Raw genomic sequence first — 22,377 nt, 5'->3', positions numbered from 1 at the left:
CGTACAATTACTCCTTGCCATCTACATAATCTTGTAGATACGCGTATCGCGTTGTTAATTTTCCATTTTGAGTCATCAAGGCTCGATCTAAAATACCATCTGCATCTCCATTAAAAAAGGAAGGAATCACATGTTTTACAAACATTTCTCCAAATCCTTCGCTGGCATCTTTAGGGAGTTCACACGGAAGATTATCTACTGCCATCATAGCAATGGCTCCTGGAGCATCCATAGCAACCTCTGTCTCTGTTGCAGGATCATACCCATAAAAAGGATCTGCAATGGTAGACGGACGAATGGTACTTGCTACGGGGCCGTCTATATCACAAGATACATCTGCTACTAGATTAATTTTAAAATCTGGATGTTTAGCATCTTCTCGTGTAAATAAGAAAGGGGCTCCATCTCCATAAAAATGACCTGCAATAAAATAATCTGTCACTTTTGCATATTTCATAAAATCACTCTCGTAAGGAGAAGGGTCTTTATAAAAAGCATACTTATCTCCTTTTGCTCCATCTTTACGCTTATTGTATTCCATCACATCAATGAGACAATATACGGGCTCATCAAAATCTTGAGATAAATACGCCTCATCTGTCACTTCTCTAATTTGTAAGTGATCTAAAATTTCTTGTGCTCCCCGAGCTACTTTCCCTGTTCCTGAAAGTGTAATTTTAATGTTAGGAAGTGTTATTTTATCTAATTCTTGTTTTACTTCATCGAGATCTCGTAAGTGTTCTACTTTAGGTAATTCAAAGAGTCCATCTCGTTTTCCTAATAATCGAAAACCATTATATGCTCCAACCAAACCTGCATAGCGTCCAAAACCTATAAGTCTTGCTCCATTTGCTTTAATAATCACCTCATGATCATACATCTCAATATTTTTATCAAGTATGGCACGTAACAGTTTTCTATTATAAGGCTGTTTTTTTATAGTATGACTAAAGAAGAAATACTTTTTATTAGGGATAAGTGCTTCAATAGGAACTTCTTTTACGCCTAACATAACATCGGCAGTAGTTATATCTTGTGATACATCAAATCCTTCTGAAGCATAGGCTTGATCTGAAAAAATTCTAATATCTGAAGATTCGACTACAAAAGAGGCATCGGGAAATTGAGATCTCGCTTCGGCTAGCATCTGAGGTGAAAAAACAACTCTACGATCTGGTGGATTTTTACGTTCTTTTATAATGGCAAACTTCATAGATATCTCTTTAGTTTTCGGTTGATTTGTCAGGTGATTACTTTGGTACACCTTTTGTCATTAATTTAGATAGCAAATATATGGGTTTAAGTCCTATATTTGCGGACTTGTTTTGCTTTCGCGAAAGCGTATACAAAATAACACTATTTTCCAAATGATGTGATTCACTGAGTATGGAAAAGTTCATTGAAAATAGATGAGGTATCGATGGGTTCCCGAAATAAGTTCGGGATTTAATTCGATTACGGTATGCATAGCGTATCTATCTCATTGAAGGGGTCGATTTGGTTTTGACAGCGAGATTAACCAAATGGTAAGCACGTCGAGCGCTGGGATATAGCTCGTAAATATCATATTTCAAACTTTTTAAACGGCGATAATAACTACGCCCTAGCTGCATAATCCGAATTATAGTAGGATTACGCCTCGGTCTACAAGGTAGACAAGCAGGAAGTCACTCAAACACCTTGGTTTGCGGTTTTTGATATAGTGACTTCGTAAAAGTAAACCTAGTTTTTGTAGGGTCTTGATACGAAAGCGAAAATTCATTGAGAATAAGGTAATCCTTGGTAGTTTCTGACCGGTGGTTGCACGAAAACTAATTAGAAACTAAGCGTGTAGAAAGCTATTTCGTTACTTGTTTGGACGGCGGTTCGAGTCCGCCCGACTCCACAAAATAACCCCGTATCTCTTTATATACGGGGTTTTATAATAAAAGTTGACATAATCGTTGACAATAGTATATTGACTTACTAATTTTTAGATATTTTAATTTAGAATCATTCTTAATAATAGATTTACACTTAAGATACTTTCAAAGCTAATTTTAGTCAACCGATACAGGTTTTCCTGTATCGATAAAGGCAGATTCTTTTGATTAATGAAATCGAATATTTGCGATTTGGATTATTGACCTTATGATGTAAATACGGTAATAATCGTATTCGCGAAATTGCGAAAGTGATAAGGTGCGAGATTATCCCGTAGGTAATACTTTCGTTCTTTGTTAATCCTAGTTGTGAAAGGGTTGGTTTTTCTTGATCTGGTAGTACGTGTTGATTACTACCTATATTAGTAGATAAATCCGTCTGCTGTAGCATCTGCCCTGCTAATCGCATAGAGCGTATTTTTTAAAACCCCATAATTCTGGGTATTTAGATAATGGGTAAATTATTGCCCTTTTTACATAGTCCACATTGTATACAATTTCAAAGTATTTTACTTAAAAATCCTAGTGTTTACAAGGGTTGTACATAGGTCCAAATATTACCCTTTTTAAATGCCCCCAAATTTGGGGCGATGTTACAAGGAGGTCGTGATACGCGATCCCCATTGCCATAATACGGCAACGACAATTAAATACCCCTGTTTTGGGGTATACTCTGTAATAGTTTTTTATTACAAATACTTTCGGCAATATTGACACTATCAACACATACGAGTTATGATCGTAGGTTGTTTAATTTGCAATCACTTGATTTGTAGAGTTTTCAAAATTGATGCCTTATATTTATGTTTTCACCAATTCCCCCTCAGGGGGGTTATAATCTCATAAGCCATTTAACTCTGGTGAAATTTCGCGCGCCTAGTTTGCTTTTTCTTTTTTTAATAGGTCTTTTATTCACTTAAAAAATATGTCTCAAACATAGGGAAATTGAAAATTTCGTTAAGTTGAGACTCTTATTTTTATATTTTACTTAAAAGACTTATTTAAATATGTTACTTAAATATATTTTTATAGGTTGTCATTAATATTTCATTATTATCTCACTAATATATCATTAAAATAAAAAAAGTTTTCACATGCTTTTCACATGCTTGTCAATGTAAATTTGCATCTCTTTTTTTATAGGTTGTCATTTTTATTATCATTTTCAATTCGTTTCATCACCTTTTTAAGTGCGTCATTTTGCGCTTTCTTCTGTTGCTTCTCCTTAGTGCTTTTCCTTCTTTTTTCTGCTTGATAGATCAAATCTTCTAAACTCATTTTATAGCTCACATAAAACCCTCGCGTATATCTGGAGTATGTTTTTAATTTCCAATCATTCACTAGTTCACTTTTAATCTTTCGTACTCTATATGGTATCATATACTTGCGTAGTGAATCGGGTATCTTTTCTATATCCCAACCTTTAAGGGATTTCTCAAACCCTGCCATACGTGAAAAAAGAAAGGCGTTATCTATCTTGCAGTATGATTTATTTTGTAGTATGCTACGTATTGCTATGTGTGCAAGCAAGCATACTAATTGAAATTCGGTTTTTGAATTTTTGAAGTAATCCCAAAACATACCAGACCTAATACCTACTTTTACTTTGGCGTACCTGTAGGCTTCGTATTGTTCTAGTCCGTTTTGACATATAATCCCTGCATCACCTGAAACACTAAAATATTCCATTGATGAATTAATACCTTCTTCATCATCTTGGTAATACTCTATATTCTTATCAAAGTTTGCATATATAGCGTAGTCTAAAATATTATTTAGAACTACTTTAGGCTTCAATAAAAACCCTTTTAGCATTATGATAGGGAAGTTAAAATACTTATCTTCACTCATATTTTTTTACTGAAAAAATTATGTCTTTTTAATTGGCGCAACTCTCACTTGCGCCTTTTGCTTTATATCAATAAATGTTTATTTTTTGACCATTTTTAAGCATTTATAATCAATTTTTGGATATAATCTAGGTTTAAGACAATATACGTACTTATATTTTCATAGGTTTTCTAAAGTCTTTGTTTCAATCCCTTTACGCTTCATCATTCTACATCTAGCAACTGCATTTTCATCGTCCATTTGATGCGCAAATCTTTGCGTATATCCACATGATAAGACAACAATTATTTCTGGTGGATAGCTTCTGTTAATTTTTGCAACCTCTTTTTTATTTTCAAAATAAGGTTTAAAGTCTCTTTCAAATAATTCTCTACTCATTTATAATAAAGGTTTATGCTTACTTTCCTAGTATATCTTTTTTGGTTACTCGCTTTCCACTATTCCAAATAGCCTCCCATTTTTTATTTCTCTTCTGTTGTGGGGTAAGTTCAGGAACTATACTTTCCTCCTGGAGCTTCTCTCGATTTAATAATTTTCGTAAATCATTTATTTCTTGTTGTGTTAATGGTTCGCTAATCTTTTCCTTTTTTGATTCACTCATAGCAGTATTAAATTATCATTCCTTAAATATAATTATTTAATAGATGCTATTTTATCTCTCATTCATTTGACGATATTACTTCCTGAATATTCCTAACTGCATCCTTTAATTTTTCATTGTCCGTTTTATTTTTCTTAGTCGAAACAAACAATTCTCTTATATCAACATCTAATGCTTGAGCTATCTTTACAAGGGTTTCAGACCTAGGTATACTTCCATTAGATATATTAGATATAGATCCTGCTGTTACACCTACTTTTTCGGCTAATTCTTTGCCTGTGACACCTTTTTTTTTAAGTACCTCCTTTAGTCTTATGATATTCATTTAATTATAAAATTTTAGTTTATACAAACCTACAAAATTATTGTTAAACTAAATTATTTTAATAAAAATATAGTTTTAGTTGTATAATAATGCAAGTTTTACTATATTTGAATCGTAATAATAACAGTTAAACTAAATAATGACACATTCAGGGCTATTAATCAAATTGAAAGAAAGAAAAGAATCTTTAAGAGGGACAACCCTTATAATATCTAAGGACGGTGTAAACAATATGTATACTTCTTTATGGTCTTTTGGAATAGCTATTATGACACTGGATAAGAATGCTTCTTATGAGTTAGACGGTAGCAGAGTGACAGTTAACCCAACTACTCACAAAAGTATTACCATATACAACTTTAACAAAGTAAATAACTCTCCATTTAAAAGAAATGTGCTAGGTAGATGATCTACTGGCATACTATAAAAATCAATCAAACTTTAAAACTCCCCCACCATGAAAATTAATAAAACAGTAATCACAACATTTGAACAATTCAAAAACTTACCAATTGATAAGATCGACCTTTCGGAACTTGTATTGGAGCAGTTAGAAAACTTCTTGGCTGACTATAAGAAAATCCCTTTTTCTAACACCAAAGACCTTAAAACCAATTTAGAAAAAGAAATACTACTACAAAGTGTTATTACTGAAATACTCAAAACTAAATTGTTTGAAAATAAAACACCATTAGAAATAGAGGGTATGTTAAAAAGCCTCAGAGACAATGCGCAAAAAGACCTAAATAACACCTTAGATCAAATACTTGATTTTGATTTTTATCAATGATAAAAAAGACAGCAATGATTATCAAACACGCAAACGCATCAAAACTTAATGTCATAAAAAAGATATTGACATTGAATCTAAATTAAGGAAAACCACAATAGCATTAAACTAATTATTAATACTTTAGCCGTCTTAAACTGACCAAATGAAAAAATTACTGATACTTATACTATGTTTATGTTCTTTGGCGTCCTATTCTCAAAGTGATGCTCTAATAGAATACAGAAAAGAAAAAGCAGAAAAGAAAAGACAGAGAGAGCTTTCAGGAGATACTTTAAAATCTGGAAGAGTAAAAGTTTACAAAGCTAGTAATGGGATTACTTACAAGGTTGGTGAATTTTACGAACTTAATGAGGGATCAGATACTAATGGAAAGTTTGTTCATGCCAATATAGGAGGTTGGGGAATTAGCACCAATGCAGAAGCAAATAGATTAGGTGCTTCAAACAGAAACTTAAGATTTAAATTAAAGAAGATAAGAGTTTATAATGGCCGTAATTTCAGAGGTGTTATTTTTACAATTGGAGGGGGGAATATTACTAACTACACTTTAAATATAGAAGGTGCTATCTCAACTTGTGAAATACTACCATGTACTCCGAAAGAACCCTCTGTTATTGTTAATCAAACAGATAAATACGATCAACTTGCCAAAATAAAAAAGCTTTACGATGAAGGTGTTTTAACAAAAGAAGAATATGAAGCTGAAAAGAAAAAAATACTAAACAAAAACTAATGAAAAAATTACTTTGTATACTAGCTTTTATATCTCTATACTCTTGTTCTTCAGATGATGAACCCTGTACTTGCATAGGTGAATACACCTTAATAAATGGAGTTGACCAAATGGGTAATACTTTTTCTGCTAATGATGTAGATTGTGAAACAGGCGAAAGACCAGAATCACCACTACCAGACAACGCTTTGTTTTTAGGTTGTCAAGGTTAAATTCTTTCGTCACCCTCAATAGACATTAACCCCGTTACGACATCGTACTCTAAATTAGTTGCGTGTATTTTCTCTATTTCTTGTAATGGATTTAACACCTTTAACCATCCCCCCATCATTTGCTGTTCATATATAATATCAAAAGCCTGTTCTATATCCATTTGTACTTGCGTAATTGTATATGTGTCTTTTAATATTGCTGTAGGTAGTGTATTTACATCAATGTCTTGATCTTCTGTAATAGTTACCGCACTACCTGTTCTTCTTGATTGAAATTCGCCGTTATGCCTGTAAACTATATTCTTAATTACTCCTGTGGGGTGTCTCTGGCATGATGTTTTTAAATGCTTTCCGTATCTATTAATTATGTTTTGCTTAGTGCTATATCTCATGTTTGCAAACCCTGTAGGATCTGTTGTACCGCTTATAAAATCAAAGTCTTGATTTGTAGCCGTCACTAAATTTGTAGCTGTTACATTATAATTGAGTACTATACGTGTCACACCTGTAAAAGTTGGGTTTGGAGTTGGTGTCACTGGAGCTAGTGATATTGTTTGCGGTGAAAATCCCACTATTATATAATTACCGTTATTTTCTCCAGTTATTGAAACCTGATCGTTTACCGTTCCCCCTAATAAATTAAAACTAAAACTCCCATCGTTTGACAACTCTAATACAGTGGTATTTATTACAACCATATTCACTACCATACCTTCACTTTTTGAAATTGCGCTCGTTTCCTCATACACATCAATCATAAAAAAATCGTCGTCGTCTTCTTTCGCGGTATTGTCGCTCACCTGTATACCTTGCAATCTTATTTTTTCAATTAGAAAAGGATCACGAGAAAAAGGTACTTCAACTTCAATTATATCGTGATTTCTTATATTAGGCAATAACATTTGACATTCTGTATGGATTCCCTCTAATGAGTTTTGAGCGTCTTCATTTCTTCCCTTTTCATAATTCTTGTACTTATAAACAATTTGATTGTATGACGCCTTTGGGCTTAACTTATTTCGATAGCTCGTAAACGGTTGGCTTGTTAAATCTGCTATTTCATTGTCAGGATAGAAATCATCATAGATGCCAAAAAATACCGTTCCATCTGGTCTTATCTGAAAATCTCCGTTTAATTCTGCTAATTGTTCTACTATATCTTCTATTGAGATGTTAAAAGCGCGATCTGTAATACCTCTAATAAGTATACCATTAAAAGTAAAATCATTATAAAATTCACCTCCTACATCAAATCTAGGTGCTACTATATCCGCACCCGATACGCTTTTAACCACTTGACGCATTATATCAATAAACCTGAAAGATTGTGTAATACTGTCTATAGCTGTACTAATTGAAGTTATGGAGGTATTTACACTTGTTAAAGTATAAACCAAACCACTAGGAGTAGGTGCGAAAGTTCCAATATAACACCAAAAGCTTTCGCCTCTATCTAGTTTACCAATTCCAAATTCATAAGACGCATCAGTATTGCCTGAAGGTATTGTAACCGTTGTGACTTCTGCCGTAGAAAAATCTACACCCTTTCTATAAACTAACTCGTAATTTTGGCTTGATGAACTTGAAAAACTATACGTGAAATCCTCTATATTGAAAACTACGTTTGAAAGATTTGTTTCAGCCGTCAAAAAAACACATTTTTCGGCGTCTGAATTTTCAACGGATATACCGAAAAAAGGGCTTTTAGTTCCTTGTATTTCAAATTTTGTAGGGAAAGGAACAAATCCTACAATTTTACTCGGGTCACTCACATTAAAGTTGACAATTATTTCCTCATTACTAGAAACCCACTCGCTAGTTAGTCGCTCGGGTGTCGCCTTTAGTAATACATTTGTAGTTGTTAATGGTGTAATAGTATTACCGTCTAAATCTTCATCAGAAAATAAGTCTACTTTTACCCCGCTACGCCTTTTTACAACCGCCTGTAATGTATCTTGAAGTACCCCACACTTTATAAAATTAATGTAGTCCGTTTCTGTTCCTGTATCAAAATCAAGCTCCCCTGAATATTTATCGATACCATCAATCTCTACAATGAATTTTATTTCTGCTTCTGCGCCGTATGTCTTCCAGTTATTTATTAATCTATCAAATTGATGTGTTAACTCTACACCATCAATCACAATTCTTTGATTAGCGTAAAACTCAAGCCCTAAAACACCCCCCGCAAAAAATACATCAATTCCTAGCCTATTGTCATCTTTTTCAAGTGTAGGATTAAGAGAATCAAAACCTACTGGCTCGGCTATCTGAACACGACCATGACCATCACTAATAAAGTCTAAGAATATTTTTACCTTTCCTAGTTTAAATAAGTCTGCCATTACTTAAATCTTACACTATTATTTTTTATTACAGTTTCCTCGTGGCTCAATCTACTAAAACCCTCTTTACGGCTTATGAGTTTGTTTTTATTGCTCGATTTTTCCTTTACTTCTTTGTTTTGGTCATTTTTCATTTTAAAACTATTTAGATTATTTGTTGCTTTTTTAAAGCCTTTAGATGGATTATCTAATACCCACGCATACAATTACACTATATATGCATAAAAACCCGTAAGAATGGCTTATTTTAATTAATAGAGGTATTTACACACTTATAAAGTAATTAAGAAAGCTCACTTAATAACTTCATATACTTACATGAAATTACAAATTTTACACCGTTTTATCACTATTAAAACCTATTATTTACCAGTGTTTTACATGACAATTTGACCGTCGAAAAGTCTTATGTTATTTCGATCAATAATTTAACTTGCTCCAATCTTTAAAATCTTCCATCGTAATACTATTCACTTGTGTTAATCTATTATAAAGCCTTGCAAATCTTTTAGTAACTTTTCCTTTGTATGTTTTTTTTAAATGCTTGCTATTTAATTCGTCTGCAATTTTTTGATTTTGATAGTGCCAACCAAAACTTTGCCTAAACTCTCTATCTCTTTTTGATTCTGTCTGGCTTCTATACATTGCTTTTGGGTACGCCGTTCTATGTTTAAAATGCTTTCCATACCTGTATAATACGCGACACCTTAAACCTGTGAAGGGGCAAACAAAATAGATCGTATCTCCCTTCCCTAGATTTGATTTAATACGCTCCAGATATATTTTAGTTTTCACTATTTCATCGTTGAATATGTATACAATACTGCAAACATCATTAATCATGTCGCTAGTGAAATAAGCCTCAGCATTTACAACGCCTCTACATTCCCATTTTAATAAGGTTGTAATTTTCTTACCTTCTTTAAAATGCCCTTGATCTCGTTCTAATGCTATTGAAATCCTATGAAGGCTATCTAATATTGGAGGGTATGTTGCGGGTTTTGGCATATTCTTTTTTTATTTGTAACCTAGATAATTAAAGAACTTTTATTTTTTATCGAGTACGAAAACTCTTGTACACACGTTGTGATTGCCCAAAAATCATGCTCTTTTCTTATTGACTCGAAAACAATTATTTATCGCGTGCATTGATTAGGACAAAGTCTTTTCTTATTGGCTCGAAGTCGATTACTTAACATGCGCATATTGTGACCCCTAAATACTCTTCAGCTAAAACATTTGATTTCATGTGCTTGTTATGACTCGTGAAAAACCTTTATCAACTATTGCTCGTGTATGCATTGTGATTCCAAAAAAACCTTGGGGTAACCTCGGGGTAACCTTAGTAAAACTTAGTGTATTTCATTGCCTCGCGTGCGCATGATGCGTATGCGTATCTTTTTGATTTTCTTTGCCTCAGTAATTAAATTCTACGACTTTTAAATGAAATCCTAGTTTTTACACGTTCGCTTTTTTCTTCTTTTTTTTTCTCTGGTTTAACCTGTTTTGTTTGACCTTCTTTTTTCATGTTGTTTAGATTTGTATTCCTTGCGCATAATGCGTGCGCGTATTGTTTTACTTTTGCTTTTTATATGTAAGATAACTCATTATCATTCGCGTGTATTTGACTGTGAAAAAGTCTTTAAGCCTTCATTAATTCAATAGCAGATACATGGTCTAAATACTCCATGAACATATTGAAATTTGCCTCACCTAATTCAGTTTTAAACTGCATAGTAATACATATATCATCCCTGTGATTGGTTATTAATCTTTGAGAATGTTTTATATAATCATCTAAGTATATTTCAGCCATTACCATGTGCCCCCGTTCAAGACTCTTTTTTATCCCTTTAGTATCATCAATGATGCAATCAATACTCCTAAAGATGTCGCTATCCTTGTTTTGATATAGATTGTTGCTATAGGTTTCTATGTAGTTGTAAGCACTGGCAAGTGTTTTATTAATTTCAACACAAAGCCTACTTATTTCTAGTTGTTGCCTCCTGGGGATTTGTTGTGCAAGAAGATTATTAAAACACTCCTGTAAATCGCTTCTATAACGTAGCACCTTCTGAGCATCTTCTTTTTGAATAGATGATTTAATGTTCCCTATCAGCATATCGACTTTAAATAGAGTATTTCTTAATATTATTTTTGTTTTCATGTGTACTTATGCATGACACTAACACAACCCCCGTAAAGGGGTATGTAGTGATTTTAATTTAACTTGCTTTTCTCTCGATTCTAGGGCGTCTTAAAACAAGACTTTCAATATCAAAATGAGTGCTTATAATTGCAGATCGTTTTTGTGTACCTTTTAACAGTATATATGAATGGTTAATTGGTACACTATTATTATTTGTATCTGTGTACCTTTTAACCGCCGTTTCTTGAAGCACATTCTGAACCATTTGTTTAAGTTGATTCATAACTAGAAGCTTGATATTCTGTGAATGAAACTGCATGAGCTTCTGCATCACTTTCTTTTGATTTCCTCTATGACTTTTTGATAAGTTATTCCAATAAACAGGATTACTCCATTGATTAAGTTTAACACCTCTGTTGTATTTCGTTAGCTCATTCTTTCTTATAGTCCAATCATAGATTAATAGATTGTTCCATTGCTCGCAAAGTAGTTCAAGTGCTAATCTTAATTTTCCACTATCATAGAGATCATTTAAAGTGCATATCCCCAATCCATTTAAAGCAATCATTTTATTATGGTGCATTTCAAATCTAAATATCTCGCCCTGTATTTTATGCGACTGCTTAACGCCTTTAGAATCGGTATAGGGCTTACCTAGATAATGTAAAGTCTTATCATACATTTTTATGCCGTAGCGTTGATGTATGCATCTTTTAAATTCTGAATTATTTATAGATTGATACTTTGCTAGTTTCTGCTTATGGAGCAAAATTGACTCTACTATTTTAGATGCTTTGAATTGAGTAGTTATATTCAATCCAATTTCAATATTCAGAAGTATAACTTTCTCCAAATCGATATTGAATACCTCTCTTAAATCATTAAGTACATTTATTAGTCTTTGATAAGAGAATACATCATAATTATGAATCCCATTATTTGAGTATTTATGTAGACTACCGTCGATGATAAGTATACCACTTTCATAAAGTGAAAAGGTTAAATCTCTGTATTTCCCTATAGTTCTTTTTTTGAGTTCTCCTGTATCGGAATCTAGTACCTCTTTTCTCTCCAAAGAATCCCACCTCACAATCACTCTTTCAAAGAAAGTCCTAGTACTATCACTAGGGCTTAATTTTGCTTTGATATAATCAACTGGCATTATACACCTCCCTTCTTTCTAAATCTACAGATGGAACAATCACTGTTCCTGTTTCTATTGAAATACCCGTTTCTCCATCTTTTAAAGTCTGATATTGTTGTACGGGTCTTTTGGTATACTGACAAATAATCAATTCATCCAATACTCTAACATAACCTCCTTTAACTAGATCATTCATAATTCTAGTCATGTTAGTTACTCGTATTCCAGAAGCTTCTTCTAGTTGTCGTCTTGTTTGTGGTGTTTCAGATCCCTGTAGGATAGCAAGTATATAATTCTCTTGACTTGCTTTAGTATCCGAACTTTTAACAGCTTCCCAACTAGTGTACTGAGATAGTGTTGTATTCCTGTCTTTAGGATAGTTTCTTTTTTTTCTTATAAGTTTCTTTGTATCTTCGCCTTGCTTTCCCTGTAAAGAAGCATTGCCCGAATTATCTCCTAGAGCTTTCGGGCTTTTTTCTTGCCCGCTCATTATGATGCTCTTTGGTATTTAAGTGATTTAACCTCATTAGAAGGATTGTATAATTCGGCATGAGGGATATAATATTTACCTCCAATTTTATCAGCTTTTAACACACCGTTTTTAATGTAGTTACGAATTGTTAATGCTGTTACATCTAAAGTTTTTGCAGCTTCCTTTATCGAATACCTTTTGCTCGATAAATCTTCTTTAGTCTTGCCCGATTTTATTTGACTTACAACCGCATTGGCTATATCCAAAATTAAGTCGTCAATGTTCCTTGTGCTTAATACTAAATTGTTTGTCATTTTTATTGTGTTTTTTGTTCACAACAAAGGTTTGACAGATATTAAACGGGTAATTTATAGGTATTTTACCTCAACACAAGTGATTGATTTTTAGATAAATATTTTTATTTTCAGGTAAATTAGTTAGGTAACTTTTTAAGTTTTTGTATCACTTTTGCATTATTATTAGATATATGACTAATTATTTTTTTATAATCTTTTCCAAAATTAATTGCAATTTCATTTTCCCTGGTTATATCTAATTCTATAAAAGACCTATAAAAACTCTGACTACCTATTCCAGAATATTTAGTCTTTGCAATATCTTCTATTTCCGATCTTCTGTATTGATCGTTTTCATTTGGAACAAAAGGTATTTCTTGACCTAAAGCAATTAAAATCCAATGATATAGAGCGTAATATTTTGCAGGAATTTTTTTCCCGTTGTAGATGTAATTTATTTCCTCATTTTTAGGACTAGGTATTTTAAAATCGTAATCTTCAAAATCTAATTGAATTAAATAAGCTAGATTGGGCATGTGACTTATAACAACGCTTTGTATATTTTGACATATTTTTGTTGCAATTATTCTCATAGCGTAAAAGGTATAAAACTTACCATTAAAAACGATGTCTTTCATTCCTCTATCATGCATTTCTGTACGACTATCACAAACCAAAACCATTGGCTTTTTTTCACGCAAATTATAAACTCTTATCACTTCGTCGTCTGGCTTACGCATATTATTATCCCTATCAAAATATATATCTTCATACAACCTTATTATATCTCTGGATAGACACAATATCATTTTAAAGGCAATAGCACTTTCAACCTTATTATTAGTCATCCATATATCCAGTTCATGTGAATCCAAGAAAGGAACTTCATTTCTTTGAATGAAGTAATACCAAACATGTATTTCATTTTCTTTATCCCTTTTTAGGATTTCAAACAACACGCTTAATTGCTCTCTTATTATTGCAGGAATAAACATTATCAGCTTATATTTTTCATTTGATATTCAAAATCCCCAAAAACATCATCAACAGCATTAGCAGTATGCGTGTCGTCTACTTGGTAGTATTGATTTAAAGTTTTGATGTCTCGGTGTCCTGTGATCTCTGAGATAAGTTTATCGCTTTTACCTTTTGACTTCATCATAGTGATGTAGGTACGTCTTGCTGTGTGTGTTCCTATGCGCTCAAAGTATGGCATTTTCTCCCTTATAACTTCTTTCCCTCTAGTCGTAGTTTTCTCAACATCATAAGTATACCCTGTTTCTTGAAAAACTTCTTTTATTGCCTTATTCATTTTCTGATTGCTGACTAAGGGAAGTTTATAATTGTATTTTTTAAGTATCTGTTTACCGATAGATGGGATAGGTATCTTTCGCTCTTTTTTAGATACAGACTTTTCTTCTTTCAATATTATTTTATCATTGATAATATTTTGAATGTTTACAAGTTTTAGTTCGCCAAAACGCATACCCGTAACACAGCAAAAAATAAATATATCCCGCACCTTCTCCAGACGTTCGATTTTAAATTCTGTTTGTAGCAACTTATCAATATCATCTTTACTAAGTGCGATCTGCTTTGTGATTACCCTTTCTTTCTTTTTGAAACTCTCAAATTCTGTATTGTAGGTGTAATGCTTTTTTAATGCCCAAAACATGAACGTTTTGAAAAGTCCTAAATTCCTAGAGTATGTATTTGTTATATGCTCTTTATCATTTAAACAGTAGTCGGTAAATTCGCTATGAAATGAGCTATTAATTTTTGAAAATGTCAGTTTGTAGGAACGGTCTTTCTCAAAGTCTTTTAAGATGTTCTTAATGTTCTTATATCTTTTTATAGTAGAATGTGACCACTCATGTAATTTTATCTTATCACTCATAAAATCATCGTAAGCATCAAAAAATACACTTGCACCTACTTTTGTCTTTTTGAATTCTTTATCAAACTCACGTCTTAATATTTGTGAGGTAAAATCTTCATCCATTGCAGTACATCTCGCTTCTACTTCTCCAAGTTTTTTGGAATACCTAGCTATCTGGTTTTTTATTGTATTGCAATTTTCGTCTTTCTTGCCTTGTGTTTTTGGTGATCTGTTTTTAAAATCCCAATGCATAGGTAGAATAGTTTCTCCTGTAGAATAAACAAACTTCTTGCCCTCATTCTGGAAATTACATGAGAATAGTATTAAGGTCTTTTTATCTCCTTTAGGCTTTCTTAAAAAAAATGTACTGCTTTTCATGCGTTGACATATAAGTTTACACAATCGTTGACAATTATGTTTTATATCTTTATATATCAAAGGTACTAATTAGTGATATAAAAGCCTTTAAAATAGGTTAATTTATTATAAACACTAATATTAAAGTAAAAACTCATATAAATAGTTCAATACCGCCCGACTCCACCTTCGCTCGCCATAGCTTCATTTTTTTATGAAGCGACGGCGAGTTTTTATTACAACTTAATCTCACTCAACTTATATTGATACGTTGAGCTACGGTGGACAACGTCCACTTTACTATGATACAAACTTGGACTGTTTATATTATCAAATGTAATGACAACTCGCATTATGTAGGTTGTACATCTTACTTAGACAAAAGACTTCAATCTCATAATAAACAACAAGTAACATCTACTAAATATCGAACTCCTGTAACACTTATTACTAGTATTCAATTTAACGATAAATATAAAGCGTATCAGTTTGAAAAATATCTTAAATCTGGATCTGGCAGAGCGTTTATGAACAAACGTTTTATTTAATACATCTAGACTGAAAGGACAGACAGCTGTATTCCCTTAACGGAAGCTCGAAGGTGCATCTCCAGCTTTATTCTTTTAAAGACTATTTCCAAAAACCCTCAAAACACACCCTATTCTTAGAGAACTGATATATATCATACCCTAATTCATATTTCGGCTTTAGTTTTGGACATATCAACCATGCTGAGCTATTATGAAAAATATATTGATTTTATCAAATTTTGAACCTCATTCTATAAATGCAACTACATATGCCATGCATTTTTTTAGCGGTCAATCGTGTCATTTTTATTTTTTAAATATTGTAAAAGTATGGGAGTATACTACAGATAATCTCATAACGGCTAGTGAAGATGAGACGCTATACGACACCATCTTATCTTCTTCAAAAACAAAGTTAGATACTAAGATTGCATTTCTTAAAGAAACCTATACACATGAGGATTATACATTTACAGATCTATTAGATTATGATGTATTTACAGATGCTGTAAAACAAGCTGTTAAAAATCATGATATTGATTGTATTATAATGGGATCAAATGGGCAATCCAATTTTATTGAAAAAATATTTGGGAGTCATAGTACCCGAGTGATTCGTAAAGTAAACTGTCCTGTGTTTATTATTCCTGAAAATTATGTTTATGAGCCTATACACAATGCTCTTTTAGTCCTTGATAAAGACACTACCTACACAACCCATGTTTTTGACAAAGCTTTTAAAATAATAGATAGGAAAACTACAAGGGTATCTGTGTTAAGATTATCATCATCAGAGCCTTTATATCAAAAAGAAGAAATGCATCAAATTGAAAAAGATTTTGATCAAAATAACATCCCCTATTTTCATCTTTCGCAGCATACAGAAAACAAAGGAAAGCAACTCCAAGTGGTCGATGAGGTATTAAAAACCGATATTAATATCGTGAGGACTAGTCCAACATCTTTTACATCTAGAATTTTAAAAAACACAGGTATTGATGATTTGATTTTAAAAATAGAGAAACCTACTATTTTTCTTAAAAACTAGAATGTACTGAAATCATATAGCATCATGTCTCTTGTAAATACATATCCAACACGTTTATACAATTTTCTAATTGAGATTGGAGATTTATCGCATTTTGCGATACGGTATTTTAAAGAAGTTTTTAAAGGTCCTTATGAAACTAGTGAATTGATAAAACAATGCTATATCATTGGAAATAGGTCTCTTTTTTTAGTTGGGGTTACTGGATTTATTCTCGGACTTGTATTTACGCTTCAGTCACGTCCTACTCTATTAGAATTTGGAGCTGCATCATGGATGCCATCTATGGTAAGTATTTCTATTGTAAGAGAGATTGGCCCTGTAGTCATAGCACTTATATGTGCAGGAAAAATAGGTTCTGGCATAGGTGCAGAACTGGGATCTATGCGAGTTACAGAACAAATAGACGCAATGGAAGTGTCTGGAACCAACCCCTTTAAATATCTAGTGGTAACACGTATTACCGCGACTACTTTAATGTTACCACTACTTGTTATTTTTGGTGATACTATTGCATTGATAGGCTCTTCGCTAGTTGAGTACTCAAAAGGAGGTGTTTCCTTTACGCTGTACTTTAATAAAGTAATTAAAGCTTTATCCTTTGGAGATATCTTACCCGCAACGATAAAGACTTTTTTCTTTGGTTTTGTAATAGGTCTTGTAGGGTGTTATAAAGGATATCATTGTAAAAAAGGGACTCTAGGTGTGGGCGAAGCATCCAATATTGCAGTCGTGTATGCTTCTATGCTTTTATTTATAGTTGACTTTATTGCAGTATTTATATCTGATATATTTTTTGAAATCTAATGTCTATAAAAAATAACATATCTCCTGTTTTAGAAATCAAAGATTTAAAAAAAAGCTTTGGAGACCACCAAGTGCTTAAAGGGTTTAATGTATCATTATATCCTCAAGAGAACGTAGTCATTATGGGGAAATCAGGCTCTGGGAAATCTGTGATGATCAAATGTTTAGTAGGACTGATGAAAGCTACTTCTGGAACTATTAAAATTAAAAACAAAGATATCTCAATATTAGGCCAGACAGAGTTGGATTTTTTACGTACCGAAATTGGTTTTTTATTTCAAGGCAGTGCCTTGTACGACTCGATGACAGTACGTGAAAATCTAGAATTTCCTTTACGCAGACATAAAGACAAATTACGCTTTCGCGAAAGCGTACATGACCTTGTACACGAAGCATTAGAAAATGTAGGTTTAGTAGACGCTATAGATCTCATGCCCTCCGAATTATCTGGTGGAATGAAACGAAGGGTAGCATTAGCCAGAGCATTAATACTTAAACCTAGTATTATGCTTTATGATGAGCCTACTACTGGCTTAGACCCTATAACTGCCAAGGAAATTATACATCTAATGCGAAATATTCAGGATAGATACGGAACATCATCCCTAATTATTACTCATGATGTAGATTGCGCCCGCGTCATATCTAATAGAATTATTTTACTAGTAGACGGCATCAATTATGCAGAAGGAACTTATGATGAGTTATCTTCTTCTAAAGATTCTATGACTAAAATGTTTTTTAAATAACGATAAACTATGGAAGCATCTTCTAAAAATAAAGTTCGATTAGGCATTTTTGTAATCACCGGGACAATACTGCTAGTTATTGTATTATATCTCATTGGAAATAGACAAAACATATTTTCAAATACTATAAAAATCAATGCTCATTTCACTCATGTAAATGGGCTTCAACTAGGCAATAATGTACGGTATTCTGGAATTGATATTGGAACAGTACATGCTATTAAAATAGAATCAGATACGCTTCTCTTTGTAGAAATGATGCTTAAAGAACATATGGGCAATTATCTTAAAAAAAATGCCGTAGCCACCATAGGTTCTGATGGATTAGTTGGAAATATGATCATAAATATTATTCCTAGAGAAGGAGTATCTCCATTAGTAACTTCTGGAGATACAATAGCTAGTTACAGTCGTATAAGTACCGATAATATGATGACAACACTTAATGCAACAAATCAAAATCTTGCATTACTCTCTGCCGATTTACTAAAAATTACCGCCGAAATATTGAATGGAGATGGGACAATAGCATCATTATTAAATGACAAGCAATTATCTGACGATATTAAAACTACAATGAAAAACTTAAAAACGTCCAGCAATCACATCGCAACAATGACCCATGAAATTTCTACAACATTAGAGCGTATCGATATGGAACATAGTGTTGCGGGTGTATTACTTGCTGATAGTATACAGGGACAGAAAGTAAAAACTATTATCAAAAATGTAGAAATAGCAAGTCAAGATATACAAAAAGTAAGCGCCACACTAGATACCGTAATGACTCGTATTTCTAATAACAAAGGAGCTATGCATCATCTTACTATGAATGAAAATTTCACTAAAGATATAGATAGTACTATGCAGAGTATTAAAGAAGGCACTGCTAAGTTTAATGAGAACATGGAAGCTTTACAACACTCTATTTTCTTTAGAGGATACTTTAAGAAAATAGAAAAAGAAGCTTTAAAAAGAAAAAATAGAGATTTAAAAAATTGAAATATGATATATATCATATTTTTTAAGGTAAAAACAATTTACTTTTATACTATAATTATACAACGCTCTTATACATCTTCGGGGTTTATTAAGAAAAACTATCCTATAGTAGTTTATAGAAACTCAATAAGTTTTATAAAGTCTACGTGACTAAACTTTTGATTGAGCATATATATACTTTATGAAAGGCGCTTTTGATCAGTTGATTTCATTTAATAGCATAGATTCTATAATAAATTACCCACAAAAAAAGATGTAAGATTTTGTATCATGAAGAAAGCGACCTAATCATTTATGTATTAGGTCGCTTTTATTTTTAAAATTTCACTCCCATTTCCCTTTTAAAACACATCGTTAAAAAGCTTATTAACTGATAAAGATCATTTTTTTAAAAGAGGTCTACTCCTACTTTAGTAGTACATAAACAAATACAATTTAGGGACTATGAATGATCGTTATAACAATAAAAAAAAGAGTATTCTTAGTCATCTATCATCTGACTATTTCTCAGGGTTTCTTTTTAAAAAGAAGATGTATTGTCTAGTCATTATGTTAATCACTACCTGCTATGTTTCTGCACAAGAACGATGGGGTGTGGTTTTCAGACCTCAACTTAATTTTCCAGTTACTTCTTTTATGAATAAAGATCTTAGAGTTGGAAATGGCTTAGAATTAGAAGCAACATATAATATCATGCCTCATTTAGCCTTGTATGGAGGTGTACATTGGAGTCAGGTTGATACGGACGAACGTTTTGATGAAGACCATATAGATTTCAATCAAGGTGGTTATATTTTAGGAGCTCGCTTACGTTTACCTCTAAATAAAAGTAACGTAGGTTATTATCTAAGCGCAGGTACTATTTATAGCAGAATACAAGTCACAAGTGACACGCCTTCAAATGATCAAAAAACTGATTTCACATTCAATTGGCAATTAGGAAGCGGTGTCTTAGTTCCTGTATTTGACCATTGGACATTTACTGCAGAACTACGTTATCGATTCTCTCCAAATACAATAATACTCATTGATACTACCGAACAAGTATTAAACTTAGAGTTCATCACTATAAGTGCTGGAGCTATGTACCGATTTTGATAATATCGGGACACTTACCATTATTTTTTAAGAGTTTACAAACTCTTTTATCTAAATACTCATAGTATGATATGCATCATATTTTTTAATAAAAGAGTCTCTTAATTTTGAAATAGAAATTTAAAACTAAACAACTATGACTATCGAAATACAATTTGTAAAAATTGCTACTAGTGAGACCTTAACACAATACATAGAAGATAAAACAGATGTATTATTCAAAAAATACCCTTGGTTAATTAAAGCACAGGTATTTATAAAAAAAACAAATGATCACACAGGTAATCATTGTATGTGTGAAATAGAAATTAGTGCTCCTGGACCTCGTCTTTATGCTTCCTCTGTTGAGAAAAATTTTGAAATGGCAGTAAAAGAAACGTTATCTGACATAGAAAAACAACTTAAAAAACGTAAGCAAATATTCACAGCTCATTAAATAATATCATGTCATGAAAAAAATTTTAGTCCCCGTTGATTTTTCAAATCACTCAGAATATGCATTAAAAGTTGCTGCAACACTTGCAAAAAGACATGATGCAGAAATTATATTATTACATATGTTAGGATTGTCACAAGCGATCTTAACAAAAAATGAAGGGCAAGAAGTCGCTGAAGCTATTTACTATATGAAGCTAGCTAAAAAACGATTTGGAGATATAAAATCACATGCATTTCTAGATGAGATTTCTGTTTCAGAAATTGTACAGAATTATAAAGATTTTAATGAGATTAATGAGGTGGCTAATGATCAAGGTGTTGATATAATCATCATGGGGTCACATGGTAGTAAAGGACTCTCTGAAGTTTTCGTAGGATCTAATACCGAGAAGGTAGTACGGACCTCTGATATTCCTGTATTAGTGATCAAAAAAGAAATTACCGACTTTATGCTCGATAGAGTTGTATTTGCGTGTGATTTTAAAACCGAAAATGTATTGGCATATCGCAAAGCAATGCGTTTATTTCAATTATTAGGAGCTGCAGTAGATCTCGTGTATGTAAATTTACCTGGTACTGCCTTTAAGAGTTCTACACAAATAGATCAAAGGGCTGAAGAATTTCTTACTATTGCCGATTTTGATGCTCCTATTCGTCCTGATGAGGTTGTCTATTTAAATGGTTATAGTATTGAGCAAGCTATCTTTGATTATGCCTATAAAGCCGGGGCTGATGCATTAGCAATCCCTACGCATGGAAGAAGAGGTTTAGCACATTTTTTTAATGGAAGTATAGGTGAGGATATTGCAAATCATGCAGAATTACCTGTATTTACATTTAAAATTTAATTGGATATATGTATTCAAATAAAAGGGAAACTAACTAAGTTAGTTTCCCTTTTATTTTATGATAAGAATAATCTTGAACTCAAATAGTACCTAAAGCTATTTCTATCATTTTTGTAAAAGAAGTTTCTCGTTCTATAGATGAGGTACGCTCTCCAGTAACCAATGAATCTGAGATCGTTAATATCACCAATGCTTTCACATTATATTTAGCAGCAATTGTATACAAGCCCGCGGCTTCCATTTCTACACACAAAACACCAAACTGTGCCCATTTTTTATAATCATCAAAATTATCTTCATAAAACTCATCGGTAGAGAGGACATTACCTGCTTTTATTGGAATGTTATGTGTTATTGCATAGTCTGTAGCTTTCTTGAAAAGTTCATAATTTGCTGTTGGTGAATAATCTGCATTGATAAATCTAGAATTATTAATTCCGGAAGTAGAAGAAGCAGCCATAGCAATTACAATATCTCTTAAACATATATCAGATTGATAAGAACCCGCAGATCCTACACGAATTAAATTTTTTACTCCATATTCATTGATAAGTTCATGACAGTATATTAATGCAGATGGGATTCCCATGCCTGTGCCCTGTACAGAAACGCGCTTTCCTTTATAATAGCCTGTATATCCATACATTCCTCTAACTTTATTATAACAAATAGGATCTTCAAGAAATGTTTCGGCAATCCATTTGGCTCGCATAGGATCTCCTGGAAGTAAAACAGTTTCTGCAATTGCTCCTTTTTGAGCTTCTATATGTGTACTCAT

General features: G+C 32.5%; 26 protein-coding genes and 1 other RNA gene. 13 read left to right on the top strand and 14 right to left on the bottom strand.

Features of this window, described 5'->3' with window-relative positions:
- Positions 1-7: 7 nt before the first annotated feature.
- Positions 8-1,213, bottom strand: coding sequence for an NAD(P)-dependent oxidoreductase (locus CHB80_RS17540; RefSeq protein WP_089372814.1), 1,206 nt, complete (start codon positions 1,211-1,213; stop codon positions 8-10).
- Positions 1,214-1,488: 275 nt separating this feature from the next.
- Between CHB80_RS17540 and ssrA the strand changes: the two genes are divergently transcribed.
- Positions 1,489-1,888, top strand: a transfer-messenger RNA (tmRNA) gene (gene ssrA / locus CHB80_RS17535).
- 1,171 nt (positions 1,889-3,059) lie between these two features.
- On the opposite strand, the gene CHB80_RS17530 is transcribed toward ssrA, so the two are convergent.
- The 4 genes from CHB80_RS17530 to CHB80_RS17515 all read right to left on the bottom strand — a co-directional run bounded on the left by CHB80_RS17530 (position 3,060) and on the right by CHB80_RS17515 (position 4,699).
- Positions 3,060-3,773, bottom strand: coding sequence for a hypothetical protein (locus CHB80_RS17530; RefSeq protein WP_089372813.1), 714 nt, complete (start codon positions 3,771-3,773; stop codon positions 3,060-3,062).
- Between the two features lie 159 nt (positions 3,774-3,932).
- Positions 3,933-4,151, bottom strand: coding sequence for a hypothetical protein (locus CHB80_RS17525; protein WP_089372812.1), 219 nt, complete (start codon positions 4,149-4,151; stop codon positions 3,933-3,935).
- A 19-nt stretch (positions 4,152-4,170) separates the two neighbouring features.
- Positions 4,171-4,374, bottom strand: coding sequence for a hypothetical protein (locus CHB80_RS17520; protein WP_089372811.1), 204 nt, complete (start codon positions 4,372-4,374; stop codon positions 4,171-4,173).
- Between the two features lie 58 nt (positions 4,375-4,432).
- The gene (locus CHB80_RS17515) at positions 4,433-4,699 is read right to left on the bottom strand and encodes a helix-turn-helix domain-containing protein (protein ID WP_089372810.1); all 267 of its coding nucleotides are present in this window, start codon (positions 4,697-4,699) and stop codon (positions 4,433-4,435) included.
- Between the two features lie 139 nt (positions 4,700-4,838).
- Between CHB80_RS17515 and CHB80_RS17510 the strand changes: the two genes are divergently transcribed.
- The 4 genes from CHB80_RS17510 to CHB80_RS17495 all read left to right on the top strand — a co-directional run bounded on the left by CHB80_RS17510 (position 4,839) and on the right by CHB80_RS17495 (position 6,437).
- On the top strand, positions 4,839-5,108 hold the full coding sequence (locus CHB80_RS17510; protein WP_089372809.1) for a hypothetical protein: 270 nt from the start codon (positions 4,839-4,841) through the stop codon (positions 5,106-5,108).
- 48 nt (positions 5,109-5,156) lie between these two features.
- On the top strand, positions 5,157-5,489 hold the full coding sequence (locus CHB80_RS17505) for a hypothetical protein (protein ID WP_089372808.1): 333 nt from the start codon (positions 5,157-5,159) through the stop codon (positions 5,487-5,489).
- A 145-nt stretch (positions 5,490-5,634) separates the two neighbouring features.
- Entirely contained in the window at positions 5,635-6,225 is a 591-nt protein-coding gene (locus CHB80_RS17500) for an SHOCT domain-containing protein (protein WP_089372807.1), read from the top strand.
- Entirely contained in the window at positions 6,225-6,437 is a 213-nt protein-coding gene (locus tag CHB80_RS17495) for a hypothetical protein (protein WP_089372806.1), read from the top strand. The genes CHB80_RS17500 and CHB80_RS17495 overlap by 1 nt, the downstream gene beginning before the upstream one ends.
- Here CHB80_RS17495 and CHB80_RS17490 read toward each other — a convergent pair.
- The 8 genes from CHB80_RS17490 to CHB80_RS17450 all read right to left on the bottom strand — a co-directional run bounded on the left by CHB80_RS17490 (position 6,434) and on the right by CHB80_RS17450 (position 15,100).
- Positions 6,434-8,782 carry a hypothetical protein gene (locus tag CHB80_RS17490; protein ID WP_089372805.1) on the bottom strand — a complete coding sequence of 783 codons (2,349 nt, stop codon included), beginning with the start codon at positions 8,780-8,782 and terminating at the stop codon, positions 6,434-6,436. The genes CHB80_RS17495 and CHB80_RS17490 overlap by 4 nt on opposite strands.
- Before the next feature lie 420 nt (positions 8,783-9,202).
- The gene (locus CHB80_RS17480; RefSeq protein WP_089372803.1) at positions 9,203-9,790 is read right to left on the bottom strand and encodes a hypothetical protein; all 588 of its coding nucleotides are present in this window, start codon (positions 9,788-9,790) and stop codon (positions 9,203-9,205) included.
- Positions 9,791-10,424: 634 nt separating this feature from the next.
- Positions 10,425-10,949, bottom strand: coding sequence for a hypothetical protein (locus tag CHB80_RS17475; RefSeq protein WP_089372802.1), 525 nt, complete (start codon positions 10,947-10,949; stop codon positions 10,425-10,427).
- Between the two features lie 58 nt (positions 10,950-11,007).
- Complete coding sequence (locus CHB80_RS17470) at positions 11,008-12,093, bottom strand: hypothetical protein (RefSeq protein ID WP_089372801.1); 1,086 nt, start codon at positions 12,091-12,093, stop codon at positions 11,008-11,010.
- The gene (locus CHB80_RS17465) at positions 12,083-12,565 is read right to left on the bottom strand and encodes a MarR family transcriptional regulator (protein ID WP_089372800.1); all 483 of its coding nucleotides are present in this window, start codon (positions 12,563-12,565) and stop codon (positions 12,083-12,085) included. Before CHB80_RS17465 ends, CHB80_RS17470 begins: the two co-directional genes overlap by 11 nt.
- On the bottom strand, positions 12,565-12,861 hold the full coding sequence (locus tag CHB80_RS17460; RefSeq protein WP_089372799.1) for a helix-turn-helix domain-containing protein: 297 nt from the start codon (positions 12,859-12,861) through the stop codon (positions 12,565-12,567). Before CHB80_RS17460 ends, CHB80_RS17465 begins: the two co-directional genes overlap by 1 nt.
- A gap of 119 nt (positions 12,862-12,980) precedes the next feature.
- Entirely contained in the window at positions 12,981-13,838 is an 858-nt protein-coding gene (locus CHB80_RS17455) for a hypothetical protein (protein WP_089372798.1), read from the bottom strand.
- Positions 13,839-13,840: 2 nt separating this feature from the next.
- Positions 13,841-15,100 (bottom strand): tyrosine-type recombinase/integrase, encoded by a 1,260-nt coding sequence (locus CHB80_RS17450; RefSeq protein WP_089372797.1) that lies wholly within the window; start codon positions 15,098-15,100, stop codon positions 13,841-13,843.
- A gap of 281 nt (positions 15,101-15,381) precedes the next feature.
- On the opposite strand from CHB80_RS17450, the gene CHB80_RS17445 reads away from it, so the two are divergent.
- The 8 genes from CHB80_RS17445 (at position 15,382) to CHB80_RS17410 (ending at position 21,599) form a co-directional block, all read left to right on the top strand.
- Positions 15,382-15,627 (top strand): GIY-YIG nuclease family protein, encoded by a 246-nt coding sequence (locus tag CHB80_RS17445; RefSeq protein WP_089372796.1) that lies wholly within the window; start codon positions 15,382-15,384, stop codon positions 15,625-15,627.
- A 193-nt stretch (positions 15,628-15,820) separates the two neighbouring features.
- Positions 15,821-16,657, top strand: a complete 837-nt coding sequence (locus CHB80_RS17440) for a universal stress protein (protein ID WP_089372795.1) — start codon at positions 15,821-15,823, stop codon at positions 16,655-16,657.
- A 24-nt stretch (positions 16,658-16,681) separates the two neighbouring features.
- On the top strand, positions 16,682-17,464 hold the full coding sequence (locus CHB80_RS17435) for an MlaE family ABC transporter permease (RefSeq protein ID WP_089372794.1): 783 nt from the start codon (positions 16,682-16,684) through the stop codon (positions 17,462-17,464).
- Complete coding sequence (locus CHB80_RS17430) at positions 17,464-18,213, top strand: ABC transporter ATP-binding protein (RefSeq protein WP_089372793.1); 750 nt, start codon at positions 17,464-17,466, stop codon at positions 18,211-18,213. Before CHB80_RS17435 ends, CHB80_RS17430 begins: the two co-directional genes overlap by 1 nt.
- Positions 18,214-18,222: 9 nt before the next feature.
- Positions 18,223-19,215: an MlaD family protein gene (locus tag CHB80_RS17425; RefSeq protein ID WP_089372792.1), complete on the top strand. Its 993-nt coding sequence runs from the start codon at positions 18,223-18,225 to the stop codon at positions 19,213-19,215.
- 444 nt (positions 19,216-19,659) lie between these two features.
- Complete coding sequence (locus tag CHB80_RS17420) at positions 19,660-20,313, top strand: outer membrane beta-barrel protein (protein ID WP_089372791.1); 654 nt, start codon at positions 19,660-19,662, stop codon at positions 20,311-20,313.
- A gap of 136 nt (positions 20,314-20,449) precedes the next feature.
- Positions 20,450-20,749, top strand: coding sequence for an HPF/RaiA family ribosome-associated protein (locus CHB80_RS17415; protein WP_089372790.1), 300 nt, complete (start codon positions 20,450-20,452; stop codon positions 20,747-20,749).
- Positions 20,750-20,762: 13 nt separating this feature from the next.
- Positions 20,763-21,599, top strand: a complete 837-nt coding sequence (locus CHB80_RS17410; protein WP_089372789.1) for a universal stress protein — start codon at positions 20,763-20,765, stop codon at positions 21,597-21,599.
- 79 nt (positions 21,600-21,678) lie between these two features.
- On the opposite strand, the gene deoD is transcribed toward CHB80_RS17410, so the two are convergent.
- Positions 21,679-22,377 (bottom strand): purine-nucleoside phosphorylase, encoded by a 699-nt coding sequence (gene deoD / locus CHB80_RS17405; protein WP_089372788.1) that lies wholly within the window; start codon positions 22,375-22,377, stop codon positions 21,679-21,681.

Source organism: Dokdonia pacifica, assembly GCF_900188275.1.
GTDB classification, from domain to species: domain Bacteria; phylum Bacteroidota; class Bacteroidia; order Flavobacteriales; family Flavobacteriaceae; genus Dokdonia; species Dokdonia pacifica.
Note: the sequence above shows the minus strand (reverse complement) of the source record. Positions and strands in the feature narration are given on the sequence as shown.